Here is a 14,061-nt window from a genome sequence, read left to right on the forward strand (position 1 = left end):
TCGGATCAGCGCGCCGTCCCGGGCACTCCCGTGGTCTCGCAGACAAAGGCCCAGAACCGCTCGACCTCACCCGGCGTCTCGACGCGCACCGGCGCGTAGTGCATGGCGCGCTGGCGCCGGTCGTGCCAGAACCTGCCCGAGGGGATCGGCTCTCCGGTCGCGGCCAGCCACACCGCGGTGTCGGCGCCCTGCTCGGCATCGCGCAGCAGCGGCCCGGTGACCTTGGCGAAGCCCGGCAGCGACTCCGTCACACCCGGCGTGTCAGCCCATCCGGGGTGCATCGAGGAGACGGTGACGCCGTCGACGGCGAGCTCTCGCGCCCACAGCGGCGCGAGCACCAGCTGCATCCGCTTCGTGCGGGCGTATGCCGCCGTGCCCGAGTAGGTGCCCCGCGTGAACTCGGGGTCGTCGACGTCCAGGCGCTGCGCGTAGGCGCCACCCGAGGTCACGATGACGACGCGCCCTCCGGCGGCGAGCGACTCGCGCAGGCCGAACGTCAGGACGTGCGGGCCGAGGACGTGCGTCGCGAGGGCGAGCTCTTTGCCCTCATCGGTCGTCGTGCGCTGCGGCGGCATCACCCCGGCGTTGTGCACGACGGCGTGGAGCCGGGGCACCCGGGCGGCGAGATCGCGAGCGAACTCCGCCGTGCCCGCGAGGTCGCTCACGTCTGAGACGTGCGTCTCGACGGTGGCACCGGGCTGGCCCCCGAGCAGCACGGCGCGGGCCCGGTCGAGCCGGCCGGCGTCCCGCCCGGTCACGTGGACGACGGCGCCGAGCCCGGCGAGTCCGCGAGCCGTGGCCAGTCCGAGGCCGCCCGTGGCGCCGGTGACGAGCACGTGCCGTCCGGTCAGTACCCCGGGCTCGGGGTCGGCGGGCCACCACCGGCGACGCAGCGCCGGACCGACCTTCGTGTAGCCGAGGACGAGGGACTTGTCCATGACCCAGTCGAGCGCTGCGGTGACGCCGGAGACCGGCTGGGAGGCGACCATGGGCCCACCCTACGGACCGCCCCACGGAGCGCGGCTGCCACCATGAGGCCACCGGACGGCATACCCGCGTGGCAGACGCACCCCGCGGGAGGTTGTCGAGGGTTCTTGTTGAGATTGTCACAGTGGGGGTGCTACCCGGGGGTACGAGATGGGGCTCGCGCAAACGCGGCGATAGGGTGCGCCTGTGGCCACCAACACCCTCCCAGTGACGGGAAAACCCCGACCCGCGTCGGCGCGTCGCACCACCGTGTTCATGAAGCTGCTCATGGCACTGTCGGGCGCGCTCTTCGTCTTCTACGTGCTCGTGCACATGTACGGCAACCTCAAGATCTTCGGAGGCGTCGAGGCCTTCGACGAGTACGCCCTGCACCTGCGCACGATCCTCATGCCGATCCTGCCCTTCGGCGGATTCCTCTGGCTCTTCCGTGCGCTGCTCGTCGTGGCGCTCGTCGCCCACGCCTGGTCGGCGTTCTACCTGTGGAGCCGGGCGCGCGGCGCGCGCACGACGCGCTACGTCGCCAAGGAGGCGGCGAAGGCGACGCTGAAGTCGCGGATGATGCGCTGGGGCGGCGTGGCGCTGCTGCTCTTCCTCGTGTGGCACCTGCTGCAGTTCACGATCCTCAAGTTCAACGTCGGCCCCGAGGCCGCCGGTGACAGCGCCGGCAAGCTCGTCATCTCGAGCTTCCAGGTGTGGTGGGTCGTGCTCATCTACCTCCTCGCGCTCGTCGCGCTCGGGATGCACCTGTGGCACGGCGTCTGGAGCGCCTCGCAGACGCTCGGCTGGACCTCGTCCGCGCGGTCGCGCCGCACGGCGAAGTCGGTGGCCACCGTCATCGCGCTCGTCACGGCCATCGGTTTCGCACTGCCGCCGCTCGCCATCCTCTTCGGAATCGTGAAGGGCTGAACCGCATGACCGACCTGCACAGCGACACCATCGCCCCCGAGGCCCCCGAGGCTCCCGCCACGGACTCTCCGGAGGCCCCCGCACCCGACACCCTCGTGCACGGCCTCTACCGCGAGGGCGAGCCGATCGTCGACACGAAGGCTCCCCGCGGCCCGATCGCCGAGCGCTGGAACACCCGCAAGTTCGAGGCGGCCCTCGTCAACCCGGCCAACCGCCGCAAGCTGACCGTCATCATCGTCGGCACCGGCCTCGCCGGTGGCGCGGCGGCGGCCACCCTGGGCGAGGCCGGCTACAACGTGAAGTCCTTCTGCTACCAGGACTCCCCGCGCCGAGCCCACTCGATCGCCGCGCAGGGTGGCATCAACGCCGCCAAGAACTACAAGGAGGACGGCGACTCGACGTTCCGTCTCTTCTACGACACCGTCAAGGGCGGCGACTACCGCTCGCGCGAGTCGAACGTCTACCGCCTCGCCGAGGTCAGCGCCAACATCATCGACCAGTGCGTCGCCCAGGGCGTGCCGTTCGCCCGCGAGTACGGCGGCCTGCTCGACAACCGCTCCTTCGGCGGCGTCCAGGTGTCGCGCACGTTCTATGCCCGCGGCCAGACGGGCCAGCAGCTGCTCATCGGCGCCTACCAGGCCCTCGAGCGGCAGGTCGCGGCCGGCACGGTCGAGATGTTCGCCCGCCACGAGATGCTCGAGGTCGTCATCGTCGACGGCAAGGCCCGCGGCATCATCGCCCGCGACCTCGTCACCGGCGAGATCGAGACGCACCTCGCCGACGCCGTCGTGCTCGCCTCCGGTGGCTACGGCAACGTCTTCTTCCTCTCGACCAACGCCATGGGCAGCAACGTCACGGCGACGTGGCGTGCGCACCGCAAGGGCGCGCACTTCGCGAACCCCTGCTACACGCAGATCCACCCGACCTGCATCCCCGTCGCCGGCGAGCACCAGAGCAAGCTGACGCTCATGTCGGAGTCGCTGCGCAACGACGGTCGCATCTGGGTGCCGAAGAACGCCGCCGACTGCGAGAAGGACCCCCGGCAGATCCCCGAGGAGGACCGCGACTACTACCTCGAGCGGATCTACCCCTCCTTCGGCAACCTCGTTCCCCGCGACATCGCCTCGCGCCAGGCCAAGAACGTCTGCGACGAGGGTCGGGGTGTCGGCCCCAAGGTCGGCGACTTCCGCCGCGGTGTCTACCTCGACTTCACCGACGCCCTGAAGCGCATGAGCGCCGAGGCCGTCGCGGAGAAGTACGGCAACCTGCTCGACATGTACCAGCGGATCACGGGTGAGAACCCCTACGAGGTGCCGATGCGCATCTACCCCGCGGTGCACTACACGATGGGCGGCCTCTGGGTCGACTACGACCTCCAGTCGACCATCCCCGGCCTCTTCGTCACGGGCGAGGCGAACTTCTCCGACCACGGCGCCAACCGCCTCGGCGCAAGCGCCCTCATGCAGGGGCTCGCCGACGGCTACTTCGTCCTGCCGAACACCATCCGCGACTACCTCGCCAAGGGCCCCTTCCCCAAGCTCGAGGAGTCGCACGAGGCCGTCGTCGAGGCGCGTGCCTCCGTGGACGCCCGCGTGCAGAAGCTGCTCTCCATCAACGGTGACCGCTCCGTCGACTCCTTCCACAAGGAGCTCGGCAACATCATGTGGGAGTACTGCGGCATGGAGCGCTCGGAGGAGGGCCTGCTCAAGGCCATCGACCTCATCCGGGGCCTGCGTGACGAGTTCTGGCGCAACGTCAAGGTGCTCGGCGCGGCCGACACCCTCAACCAGAGCCTCGAGAAGGCCGGCCGCGTCGCCGACTTCCTCGAGCTCGGCGAGCTCATGTGCATCGACGCGCTGCACCGCCGCGAGTCCTGCGGTGGCCACTTCCGCGCCGAGAGCCAGACCGAGGACGGCGAGGCGCTGCGCCACGACGACGAGTACGCCTACGTCGCGGCCTGGGAGTGGGGTGGCCAGGACGGCGCACCCACCCTGCACAAGGAAGACCTGGTCTACGAATTCGTCGAGATGAAGCAGCGGAGCTACAAGTGAACCTCACCCTCAAGATCTGGCGCCAGGCCGGCCCGAAGGCCACGGGCGAGATGGTCACCTACCCGGTGAGCGGCATCTCCGAGGACATGTCCTTCCTCGAGATGCTCGACGTGCTCAACGAGCAGCTCAACGCCCGCGGCGAGGAGCCGATCGCCTTCGACTCCGACTGCCGTGAGGGCATCTGCGGCATGTGCGGGCTCATGATCTCGGGCAAGGCCCACGGCCCCGAGGTCACGACGACGTGCCAGCTGCACATGCGCAGCTTCTCCGACGGTGACGAGATCACCATCGAGCCGTGGCGGGCCGACGCCTTCCCGGTCATCAAGGACCTCGTCGTCGACCGCAGCTCCTTCGACCGGATCATCCAGGCCGGCGGCTTCATCAGCGCCAACACCGGCTCTGCTCCCGAGGCGCACTCCGTGCCGGTGCCCAAGCCCAAGGCCGACCGCTCCTTCATGGCGGCCGCCTGCATCGGCTGCGGCGCCTGCGTGGCGGCCTGCCCCAACGCCTCCGGCATGCTCTTCCTCGGCGCGAAGATCACCCATCTCGGTGAGCTGCCGCAGGGCCAGCCGGAGCGCGATGCTCGGGTCGTCAACATGCTCACCCAGCACGACGACGAGGGCTTCGGTGGCTGCACGAACATCGGCGAGTGCTCCTCGGCGTGCCCCAAGGAGATCCCGCTCGACGTCATCAACCAGCTCAACAAGGACCTGCGGCACGCCCTCGCGCACGGCGAGTGAGCGTGACCGTCGGTCGCCCGTGACAACGGCCCACCCCGCGTGACGGGGTGGGCCGTTGTCATGCGCGGGGGTATGCCGTCCGGCCCGGGAGCCGTCGCGCGCACCCGTCGAGGGTGGCGGGTGTCAGACCGGACGGGCGACGGTGCGCAGGTAGCCGCCGAGACCGGCCCGGCCGAGTGCCCACTTCGCGGACTGCTCGCCGGCCTCCCGCAGCCGCCCCCGGCGGGCGGCATCCACGGCGAGCCGCCCGGCATGGGGGTAGGGCGTCGAGCTGTGCACCACCTCCCACCCGGCGAGACCCAGGGTCGTCGCGAGGCTGCGCCGCGAGAAGAAGTTGATGTGCTCCGGCGGACGGAACTGCGCCCAGGCCGAGCGCCGCACGATCCGTCCGGCGCTGTGCCACTGGGGCAGCTCGATGACGAGGTAGCCGTCCGGCGCGACGGCCCGGCGCGCCAGCCGCAGGACCGCGAGGGGGTCGATGAGGTGCTCGAGCACGTGGTACATGCTGATCACGCCGAAGGCTCCCGGTGCCTCGTCGATCGTCGCAACGGCGGTCAGGCCCTTGGCCCGTGCTGCCTCTCGAGCGGTGTCGCCGACCTCGCAGGCCACGGCCTCCCACCCGTCTGCCTGCGCCCGCAGCGCGAACTCGCCGGTGGCGGCTCCGACGTCGAGGAGTCGACGGCTCGACACGCCCTCGATCTCCGGCGCCCACTCGTGCAGCTCGTCCCAGGCCCGCACGGCCTGGACCCCCGCCCAGCTCGCCCCGTCGTAATCGCCGTAGCCGAAGCCCGTGTCGGCGGTGAAGTAGGCGGCACCGTAGAAGTCGGCGAGATCCTGCTCCGTCGGGCGCGGGAAGGCCCAGGCGGTGCCGCAGGCGGTGCACCGGTGGAGCCGGTACTCGCGGTCGGTGGTCCGCGACAGGCGGAGCTCTCGGGTGGGGCTCGCACACACTGGACACGGGTTCACGTGCGCAGTGTATGCAGCCCGCCGCGGGCCGGGGGCTAGTCTGGCCCGGCAATGACGGTCGAGCCCCCTCACCGCCGCCGCAGCCTGCCGGTGCACGCCGCGGGGGTCGCGCTTGCACTCCTGCCGCTCCTCGCGGGCGTCACGACGGCGTATGCCGCCTCGCCCGTTCTCGAGTCAGCCCGGGTCGTCGGGGTGGCTGGCAACGCGCCCGCCGCGGCGCCGACGTGTCGGCCCTGGCAGACCCCGACGACGGTGCCGCCGGGAGTGGTCCTGACGCCACGGGTCTTCCCTCCCCCGCCAGCTGCCCCGTCGACCTCGGCGAGCGCGCCCTCGACGGCGCGCGCCAATTCCCCCGCAGCGACGGCGTCGTCGACCGCGAAACCGGCGACGCCCACGAAGCCTGCCAAGCCCGCGAAGCCACGAGTCATCTGCCGCAACGCCCCGCCGATGCCCTTCGATCACCCGCAGTGGGCGCCCGGCTCCGTCGTCGGAGGCGAGCGGCTCGGCGAGAGCGGGGTCGTCGCAGAGCTGGGTGCCGGCGTGGCTCCTCCCCCGGAGGTCTATGACGTCTCCTACGTGATCGCCGACCTCGACTCCGGCGAGATCCTCGCTGCGAAGTCACCGCACGCCTGGCTCCGGCCGGCCAGCACCCTCAAGACGTTGACGGCACTGACCCTCATGCCCCGGCTCGACCCGCGCAGGGTCGTCGTCGCGAGCGAGGACGCGCAGGAGGCTGCCGGCTCGCGGGTGGGCATCCTCGCCGGCAATCGCTACACCGTCGGCAACCTCGTCGACGCGATGCTGATGTTCTCGGCCAACGACGCCGTCTACGCCCTCGCCGACGCAGCCGGCGGCTACGACAAGACGGTCGCCCTGATGAACGACACGGCCCGAGAGATCGGTGCCCACGACACGGTCGTCGTCGACCCCAGCGGGCTCGACGAGGGCAACCAGCGATCGAGCGCCTACGACCTCGCCCTCATCGCCCGCGATGCGATGCGCCTGCCGGCCTTCCGCGCCGCGGTGGTGAAGCGTGACGCGGTCTTCCCGGGCGGCAAGGACAAGCAGGGCAAGGAGTGGAAGCCGTTTCACGTCTACAACATCAACGAGTTGCTCCGGCACTACCCCGGCGCCATCGGTATCAAGCCCGGCCGCACCGACCGCGCCCAGCACACCTTCATCGGTGCCGCGACGCGCGGTGGCCGCACCCTCGTCGTCGCGCAGATGGGAAGCATCACGGGCTCGTGGAAGCCGACGGCAGCTCTGCTCGACTGGGGCTTCGCCAACGCCGACAGGGTGACCCCCGTGGGCACGCTCGTCGCCCCCGGCGAGGCCGGGCCGCCGACGCCGCAACCGTCGCTCACGAGCCTGCCCGACGGGTCGGCCGCCACGACGCCGGGGTCCGCACCCGAGACCGGCACGCCCGCACCGGCCCCTGCGACCGCCGACGGGTCGATGTCAGCGACGGCCGCCGCCACCCCCACGGCGGCCGACCACCTCTCCCTCGTCACGGTCAGCGCCGCGGGAGCCCTCCTGACCGCGGCGGTCGCCGGCCTCGTGATCCGCCACCGGCGGCGTCGCGAGCACGCCGATCCTCCGGGCCCCACGCCGTAGACCGGTGGGGCAGGGTCGAGCTCGGCCCTGCTCGTGGTGCGCTCGGTCAGCGGCGCCGACGACGGAGGGTCGCAGCAGCCCCGGCGCCCACGGCCCCCACGACGGCACCTGCCGCGATGCTGACGCGGTCGACCCCCCTCGACGACCCGCGGTCGTTCGCCGCGTCCCCGGCGGGCCGCCCCGAACCGCCTGTGGAGGAGGCTTGCGACACGGTGAGCGTTCCCGCGACCGGGGGCGACGCGGCATACGGCAGCAACGACGTGTCGGCGGTGGCCGGCAGCGGGGCGAGGAAGCGGGGGCGGGCAGCGGTCGCCAGTGCCGTGCGGCGGGCCTCGTCGGACAGTGTCGCCAGGTCGACGTCACCGGCCGACCACGAGCTCGCCAGCAGCACGACTCGCGACATCAGGTTGAGCCAGAAGAGCAGGCCGACCGGGATCGCCACAGCGCTGAGCAGCGGGTTTGAGGTCGCATGGCTGATGAGGAAGCCGCCGAAGAGCTTCATCACCGTGATGATCGTGCCGCCGAGCAGGGCGCCCTGACGGACGTTGCGCCACGGCAGTGGGGCGCTCGTCAGCAGACGGAGCAGGACGACCATGATGAGCGTGTCGAAGACGATGCCGGCGAGCAGTCCGACCACGCCGACGAGCACGGCTCCCCCGGTCAGCCCGACCCAGTCGGCGATGGCGCCGGCGAGTCCACCGATCGCGCTCGAGAGGATCGCCGAGACCGCGATGAGCACGCCGAGGACGCTGAGGACGCCGAGGTCGCGCAGCTTCGTCGTCACGGCGTTGCCGGTGGAGGCCTTGAGCCCGAAGACCGTGCGGATGCCGGTGCGCAGGGCGCCGACCCAGCCGAGCCCGGCGAGCAGCAGGGTGACGAAGGCGATGATGCCGGTGATCGTCAGGGTGAGGCTCGCCGGGGCCGTGAGGCTGATGATGCCCTCGGGATTCTCGGCCGTCTTCACGCTGCCGGGCAGCGCCTGGTCGAGCGAGTCGGCGATGGTCGCGAGCAGCTCGGGGTGGCCCTGGAGCACGAAGCCGAAGATCGCGAAGGCGAGCGCGAGGGCGGGGAAGATCGAGAAGAAGGCGAAGTACGCGACACCAGCGGCCAGCAGGTCGCCGTTGACGTTCCCGTAGCGCTGCCACGCCGACCACCCGCGCGTGGTCTTCAGCCAGTCAAGCGCCCGCTGGAACGCCCCCACCCATCAACCCCCCGACAGCTCGAACTCGTGGACGGGACGCCACACGTCATCCGTACCCAGTTCGTAGAGATGGAAGGCGGGCACACGGAAGGCCACCGAGTAGTCGGCGAGCTCGGCGAAGGCGCGATCGAGCGCGACCTCGCCGACGTTGTGCGCCACGGTGACGTGCGGGTGGTAGTAGAACTCGAGCTGGCGCTGCACCGGCCCGCGGCGCAGGTCGACCTCGAGAGCCTCGCACGCCGAGACCCCCTGGGCGACCTGGATGAACACGACGTCGGAGAGCGGGCGGAAGGTGCCGGTGCCTCGGAGGACGACGTCGAAGGCCGTGTGCGCGGACGCCACGCTGCCGCAGTGAGCGAGGAAGGCGGCATACACCGCCTCGTCGACCGGGGTCGGCGGCAGCAACGTGATGTGGGCCGGGATCTGCCACGCCGACGGGTCGCCGAACTCGGCACGGCGGGCCTGGAGGTAGTCGCCGTGCGGGTCGGGGATCGGGATGGACACGCCGATGGTCGTGGAGGGCGCAGACGTCACGGAGCCGACGGTATCGAACGTTGCCGCACCAAGCCGAGCCGAGGCCACCCGGCACTACGCTGGCGGGCGATGAGCGCGCTCCCGCACCTGGCCCACGTCCCCATGCCGCTGGCTGGTGACGGCAGCTCGGTGGCCCACGTCGTCCGGGCCCTCACCCACGAGCACGCGCGGCGTGGCGGGCGGTCGACGGTCGTCACGTCGCACAACCGCGAGGCGACCTACCCTGACGCGACGATGCTGCCGGTGGACTACACCGAGAACTGCCCCAGGACGCACTTCACGACGGCGGAGTACCGCCAGGACTGGGCGCTGGGCGCCCTGCTCGTCGAGCGACCGCACGCGGCGCGCCTCTTCGAGCCGGCAGCCCGAGCCCTCGCGGCTACCGCACCCGACTGGGTCATCGTGCACGAGGGCCACTACGCCGTGACCTCGCTGCCGCTCTTTCGCCGGATGCTGCCGCCGCGCACGCGCATCGCCCTGCACCTGCACAACGCCATCTCCGGCTCGGTGCTGCGGCCCGAGCTCACGCACCTGCTCCGCGCTGCCGACGCCCTCGTGTCGGTGAGCGCCTTCATGGCCGAGGGGGTGCGGCGCCGGGCGTGGTTCGACGAGGCGAAGCTCATCACGGTGCCCAACGGCGTCGACCTCGAGCGCTTCCCTGCCGTCGAGCGGGAGCCACGGCCGCAGGGCGCGCCGCTCCGGCTGCTCTTCGTCGGGCAGGTGGCGCCGCACAAGGGCGTGCACCTGCTCCTCGGCGCGCTCGCGGCGATGGGTCGGCACGCCGAGCACCTGGAGACGCGCATCGTCGGGAGCTCGGAGCTGCGGGAGTCCGAGAGCCTCAGCGACTACGAGAGAGAGCTGCGCGCGATCGCGACCTCTGTGCGGGGGTCGGTCACCTTCGAGCCCTACCGGTCTCAGGCGGGCGTGTCCGAGCTCTACCGCTGGGCCGACGTCGTCGCCGTGCCCTCGCAGGCCGAGCCCTTCGGGATGGTGCCGCTCGAGGCGATGGCGTCCGGCGCCCTCGTGCTCGGCAACCACTCGGGGGCGCTCCCCGAGGTGCTCGGCCAGGCCGGGCGGCTCGTGGAGCCGACGGTCGCCGGGTGGGTGGACGCGCTGACGACGCTCAGTCGCGCCCAGGTGGAGGGCGCGCGCAGCGCCGCGAGTGCACGCGGTCGCTCGTTCACGTGGGAGCGCAGCCACACGGCCCTGCTGGAGGGCCTACAGCGCCTCGACGCGACCGGCTGAGGGCAGCAGGCCCACGCGGTCGTAGACGCGGCGCACCGTGGCCTCCGCGACAGCGCGTGCACGCTCGGCGCCGTCGGCGAGGATGCGGTCGAGCTCGGCCGGGTCGGCCATGAGCTCGAGCGTGCGCTCGCGAAACGGCGTGACGGCCTCGACGACGACCTCGGCGACGTCCTTCTTGAGGTCGCCGTAGCCCTTGCCCTCGTAGGCGGCCTCGAGCTCGATCATCGGCGTGCCGGTCAGGGCGGCGTGGATCGAGAGCAGGTTGGAGACGCCCGGCTTCGCGTCGACGTCGAAGCGGATCTCCCGCTCGGTGTCGGTGACCGCCGACTTGATCTTCTTGACGGTGCGGGCCGGGTCGTCGAGCAGGCTGATGAGCCCGGTGTCGGTCGCGGCCGACTTGCTCATCTTGGCCGTCGGGTCCTGGAGGTCCTGGATCTTCGCGGTCGCCTTCATGATGTGCGGCTCCGGCACGACGAGCGTGTCACCGAAGCGCGCGTTGAAGCGGCCGGCGAGGTCGCGCGACAACTCGAGGTGCTGGCGCTGGTCCTCCCCCACGGGCACGACGTTGGCGTCGTAGATGAGGATGTCGGCGGCCTGGAGCACGGGGTAGGTGAAGAGCCCGACGTTGGGGCCGGCGCCCTTGGCCGACTTGTCCTTGAACTGCGTCATGCGCCCCGCCTCGCCGAAGCCGGTGAGGCAGGAGAGGACCCACGACAGCTCGGTGTGCTGCGCGATGTGGCTCTGCACGAAGAGCACCGACCGCGCGGGGTCGACCCCGCCGGCGATGAACTGGGCCGCCGTGAGCCGGGTCCGCTCGCGCAGGACGGCCGGGTCGGGCGAGACCGTCAGCGCGTGGAGGTCGGCGACGAAGTAGAACGCGTCGTGCGTCTCCTGCAGCCGCACCCACTCGACGAGCGCACCGATGTAGTTGCCCAGGTGCAGGGAGTCGCTCGTGGGCTGCATGCCGGAGAGGCTGCGCGGCTGGTGCGTCGGCGTTGCGGTCGAAGACATGGCTGCATTCTGGCCCATGGCGGCGGTATGCGGTCCGGCGGGCTCAGACGTCGTAGTCGACGACCACGGGGGCGTGGTCGCTCCACCGGGCGGCATACGTCGGGGCGCGGCCCACCCACGCGTCGGCGACGGTGGCGGCGACCGGGGCCGACGCGAGCTGGTAGTCGATGCGCCAGCCGGAGTCGTTGTCGAACGCCTTGCCGCGCCAGGACCACCACGTGTAGGGCCCGGGGCCCACGCCCGCTGCCCTGCGCACGACGTCGACCCAGGCGCCCTCGCCGAGCCAGGCGTCGAGGTGGGCCCGCTCCCCCTCGAGGAAGCCGGCCTTGCGCAGGTTGCCCTTCCAGTTCTTGAGGTCGGCCTCGCGGTGCGCGACGTTGAGGTCGCCCGTGACCACCATGCGCTCCCCCGAGCGTGACGCCCGGGCCATCCGCTGGGTCATGGCGTCGAGGAAGGCGTACTTCTCCTCCTGGCGCTCGGTGCCGGCCTCGCCGGTGTGCACGTAGGTCGAGGCGATCGTCAGCGGGCCGGATGGGGTCTCGACCTCGACCTCGACCCAGCGCCCGGCGTCGGCGAACGCACCGCCGGCGAGCCCGACGGTCTGCGCGCGGTGCGGTTCGCGGCTGACGACGGCCACCCCTGCTCGGCCCTTGGCGGCGCCCTCGGTGTGTGCGACCGACCAGTGCCCCCAGCCAGCCTCGGCGAGCACCTTGCCGAGGTCGACGTCGCCGGCGCGCACCTCCTGGAGGCAGAGCACGTCGGGCTCTACCGCCTGGAGCCACGGCACCGCTCCGCGACGGGCCGCCGCACGCACGCCGTTGACGTTGGCCGAGATGATGCGCATGCCGCAGATTGTCGCCGACCGGCCTGCGGTGGCGTGGGTGGGGTCCAAACCCTCGCGACTGCACCTGTGCACGGCGAGGGCCTGCCTAGAATGCGCTGTGCCCACAGATGCCCTCGTCATCGCCCCTGCGATCCTCGCCGTCGTGCTCGTCGTCAGCGCGGTGGGCAAGCTCCGGTCGCCGGCCGCGTCGGCCCAGGCCTTCACCGCCCTGAAGGTGCCGCGCCCGCTCGCGTCACCGCTGGTCGTGAGAGCCCTGCCCTGGGTGGAGATCGTGCTGGGGCTGGTCCTCATCGTCGTGGGCGGGTGGTTGGGCGTCGTCGTCTCGCTCGCCGTGCTCGCGCTCTTCGGCGCCTACTTCGCGCTCGTCGTGCGAGCCCGCGGCTTCGAGACCGACGTCGACTGCGCGTGCTTCGGCAGCCTGGGACCGGGACGGATCACGAGGGTCACGGTGTGGCGCAACACCTGGCTGCTCGCCCTGGCGGTCGTCTCGGTTCTCGTAGCAACGACGGGCGAGGCCCTGCTCGCTCGGATCATCGACGGGACGGCGCCCTGGCCGTGGCTCCTCGCGGCGGCTGCGGCCGCACTGACCGTCCTGCTGGTTCTCGGCACCGAATCCTCGCCCGCGTCGGATGCTCCGACCGCCGTCGTTGGCGACCTCGCCGTCGAGGAGGGTGACTACCTGCGTGTGCGCACGCCAGCCCTGCCCGTCATGCTCGGTGACGGGACCACGACCCACCTCCGACGTCTGAGCGAGCAGCGCCCGCAGCTGCTGCTCTACGTCTCGCAGTCGTGCGGAAGCTGCGCCGAGGTGATCGACGCGGTGCCCGGGTGGCGTGGCGAGCTACCGATGCTCGACGTCCGCCTCGTCCTGCGCCAAGCACCAGAGTCGACCACGTTGACATCGACAGCAGAGCCGCTGACGCTCCACGACACGGACGGCCTGCTCGCCGAGACCTTCGAGATGCGGGGGACCCCGAGCGCGCTGCTGCTTGGTGCCGACGGCCTGCTGGCGGGTGGGCCCACGGTGAGCACCCCGGCGGTCATGGAGTTCGTCGGAGACATCAAGGCAGAGCTGGCCAGCATCGAGGTCTGATCCACTGGCGGGCGGTCGCCAGGACGTCGCCTGGACGCAGGACCTGCCGCCGCCCCCGTTGGACGGGAAAGGCCCCGGAGGAACGGAGAGGCCCCGGCCCCCCAGTGGGGGGCCGGGGCCTCTCGCGTGGCCTTACTGCATGCGACCGACGATCACGGGCCGGCGCAGGCTGCGCTGAGGGTGGGTGCAGGCACCGCGCCCTGGATGTTGCAGGAGCCGCCGCCGCCGGTCGCCGGCGGGGTGGAGAGGCTGCCGCTCGAGATCGACACCGGAGTCGGGTCGATGGCGGTGCAGGTGCTGCACTCGTAGCGCTGGTAGTCCAGGCTGAACGAGGTGTTCTGGCTGTTCTGCTGGCTGTTGGTGTAGACGAAGATGCGCTGCGTAGCCCCATCAGGCGTGCAGAAGGTGTTGCAGGTGGTCGACCCGGGAGGCGTGCAGGTGCCACAGGTGCAGGTGCTACCTGAGTACACGACGACCTGGTAGCCGGTGACCGGCACATTGTTGATCCGGACGTTGGTGATGACCGTGACGCCGGTGACCGGGTTGGGGCCGGGTGCGTTGTAAGCCGAGAGCTCGAAGACGTAGCCCTTGAAGATGTCGTTGGCGTTTCCGGGGAGCTTGCAGGCACCTCCGGTGAACGTCAGCGGACCCTGCGAGGCGGCGACGGTCGGAGCAGCAGCGGCGACCGCGACGGCCGGCACGGCCCAGGCAGCGCCCTTCACGACCGAGCGACGGCTCGGAGACGTCGGAGTGACGCCGTGGTTGTGCGACATGGATGAATCCCCCACTCGAAGACTGAACCCCCAAGAACGGAGACAACATACCGCACGGCCAAGGGGGCTCGGGACCTGAATCCACCCCTCGATCAC

General features: G+C 71.4%; 13 protein-coding genes. 6 read left to right on the forward strand and 7 right to left on the reverse strand.

Features of this window, described 5'->3' with window-relative positions; genetic code table 11:
• Window positions 1-5: 5 nt before the first annotated feature.
• Window positions 6-989: an SDR family NAD(P)-dependent oxidoreductase gene (locus FBY41_RS01660; RefSeq protein ID WP_141841686.1), complete on the reverse strand. Its 984-nt coding sequence runs from the start codon at window positions 987-989 to the stop codon at window positions 6-8.
• Window positions 990-1,236: 247 nt separating this feature from the next.
• On the opposite strand from FBY41_RS01660, the gene FBY41_RS01665 reads away from it, so the two are divergent.
• From FBY41_RS01665 to FBY41_RS01675, 3 genes are read left to right on the forward strand one after another with little or no spacing between them, the layout of a single operon-like run.
• A complete protein-coding gene (locus FBY41_RS01665) occupies window positions 1,237-1,893 on the forward strand; it encodes a succinate dehydrogenase cytochrome b subunit (RefSeq protein ID WP_141842994.1) in 657 nt (218 codons plus the stop codon).
• A 5-nt stretch (window positions 1,894-1,898) separates the two neighbouring features.
• Window positions 1,899-3,944 carry a fumarate reductase/succinate dehydrogenase flavoprotein subunit gene (locus tag FBY41_RS01670; RefSeq protein WP_260439500.1) on the forward strand — a complete coding sequence of 682 codons (2,046 nt, stop codon included), beginning with the start codon at window positions 1,899-1,901 and terminating at the stop codon, window positions 3,942-3,944.
• Window positions 3,941-4,684: a succinate dehydrogenase/fumarate reductase iron-sulfur subunit gene (locus tag FBY41_RS01675; RefSeq protein ID WP_141841687.1), complete on the forward strand. Its 744-nt coding sequence runs from the start codon at window positions 3,941-3,943 to the stop codon at window positions 4,682-4,684. The genes FBY41_RS01670 and FBY41_RS01675 overlap by 4 nt, the downstream gene beginning before the upstream one ends.
• A 123-nt stretch (window positions 4,685-4,807) precedes the next feature.
• On the opposite strand, the gene FBY41_RS01680 is transcribed toward FBY41_RS01675, so the two are convergent.
• On the reverse strand, window positions 4,808-5,650 hold the full coding sequence (locus tag FBY41_RS01680) for a class I SAM-dependent methyltransferase (protein ID WP_185748839.1): 843 nt from the start codon (window positions 5,648-5,650) through the stop codon (window positions 4,808-4,810).
• Between the two features lie 51 nt (window positions 5,651-5,701).
• On the opposite strand from FBY41_RS01680, the gene FBY41_RS01690 reads away from it, so the two are divergent.
• Window positions 5,702-7,264, forward strand: coding sequence for a serine hydrolase (locus FBY41_RS01690; protein WP_185748840.1), 1,563 nt, complete (start codon window positions 5,702-5,704; stop codon window positions 7,262-7,264).
• Between the two features lie 46 nt (window positions 7,265-7,310).
• Here the strand turns inward: FBY41_RS01690 and FBY41_RS01695 are convergent, their stop codons facing one another.
• Together FBY41_RS01695 and FBY41_RS01700 are read right to left on the reverse strand one after the other, a co-directional pair.
• Window positions 7,311-8,465: a YihY/virulence factor BrkB family protein gene (locus tag FBY41_RS01695; protein WP_141841691.1), complete on the reverse strand. Its 1,155-nt coding sequence runs from the start codon at window positions 8,463-8,465 to the stop codon at window positions 7,311-7,313.
• 3 nt (window positions 8,466-8,468) lie between these two features.
• Entirely contained in the window at window positions 8,469-8,999 is a 531-nt protein-coding gene (locus tag FBY41_RS01700) for a 2'-5' RNA ligase family protein (RefSeq protein ID WP_221629189.1), read from the reverse strand.
• A 69-nt stretch (window positions 9,000-9,068) separates the two neighbouring features.
• Between FBY41_RS01700 and FBY41_RS01705 the strand changes: the two genes are divergently transcribed.
• Window positions 9,069-10,244: a glycosyltransferase family 4 protein gene (locus FBY41_RS01705; protein WP_141841693.1), complete on the forward strand. Its 1,176-nt coding sequence runs from the start codon at window positions 9,069-9,071 to the stop codon at window positions 10,242-10,244.
• Here FBY41_RS01705 and trpS read toward each other — a convergent pair.
• Window positions 10,218-11,273 (reverse strand): tryptophan--tRNA ligase, encoded by a 1,056-nt coding sequence (gene trpS / locus FBY41_RS01710; protein ID WP_141841694.1) that lies wholly within the window; start codon window positions 11,271-11,273, stop codon window positions 10,218-10,220. The two genes, FBY41_RS01705 and trpS, sit on opposite strands and share 27 nt — an antisense overlap.
• Before the next feature lie 25 nt (window positions 11,274-11,298).
• On the reverse strand, window positions 11,299-12,099 hold the full coding sequence (locus FBY41_RS01715; RefSeq protein WP_141841695.1) for an exodeoxyribonuclease III: 801 nt from the start codon (window positions 12,097-12,099) through the stop codon (window positions 11,299-11,301).
• A gap of 97 nt (window positions 12,100-12,196) precedes the next feature.
• Between FBY41_RS01715 and FBY41_RS01720 the strand changes: the two genes are divergently transcribed.
• Window positions 12,197-13,192: a MauE/DoxX family redox-associated membrane protein gene (locus FBY41_RS01720; RefSeq protein WP_185748841.1), complete on the forward strand. Its 996-nt coding sequence runs from the start codon at window positions 12,197-12,199 to the stop codon at window positions 13,190-13,192.
• Between the two features lie 152 nt (window positions 13,193-13,344).
• Here FBY41_RS01720 and FBY41_RS01725 read toward each other — a convergent pair whose 3' ends face one another.
• Window positions 13,345-13,965: a hypothetical protein gene (locus FBY41_RS01725; RefSeq protein ID WP_141841697.1), complete on the reverse strand. Its 621-nt coding sequence runs from the start codon at window positions 13,963-13,965 to the stop codon at window positions 13,345-13,347.
• Window positions 13,966-14,061: the final 96 nt, after the last annotated feature.

This window comes from Humibacillus xanthopallidus (assembly GCF_006716675.1).
GTDB lineage: Bacteria > Actinomycetota > Actinomycetes > Actinomycetales > Dermatophilaceae > Humibacillus > Humibacillus xanthopallidus_B.

Coding starts and splice junctions, on each gene's coding strand:
- FBY41_RS01660 (WP_141841686.1), bottom strand. CDS start 989: ATGGTCGCCTCCCAGCCGGTCTCCGGCGTCACCGCAGCGCTCGACTGG.
- FBY41_RS01670 (WP_260439500.1), top strand. CDS start 1,899: ATGACCGACCTGCACAGCGACACCATCGCCCCCGAGGCCCCCGAGGCT.
- FBY41_RS01690 (WP_185748840.1), top strand. CDS start 5,702: ATGACGGTCGAGCCCCCTCACCGCCGCCGCAGCCTGCCGGTGCACGCC.
- FBY41_RS01705 (WP_141841693.1), top strand. CDS start 9,069: ATGAGCGCGCTCCCGCACCTGGCCCACGTCCCCATGCCGCTGGCTGGT.
- trpS (WP_141841694.1), bottom strand. CDS start 11,273: ATGGGCCAGAATGCAGCCATGTCTTCGACCGCAACGCCGACGCACCAG.
- FBY41_RS01715 (WP_141841695.1), bottom strand. CDS start 12,099: ATGCGCATCATCTCGGCCAACGTCAACGGCGTGCGTGCGGCGGCCCGT.
- FBY41_RS01725 (WP_141841697.1), bottom strand. CDS start 13,965: ATGTCGCACAACCACGGCGTCACTCCGACGTCTCCGAGCCGTCGCTCG.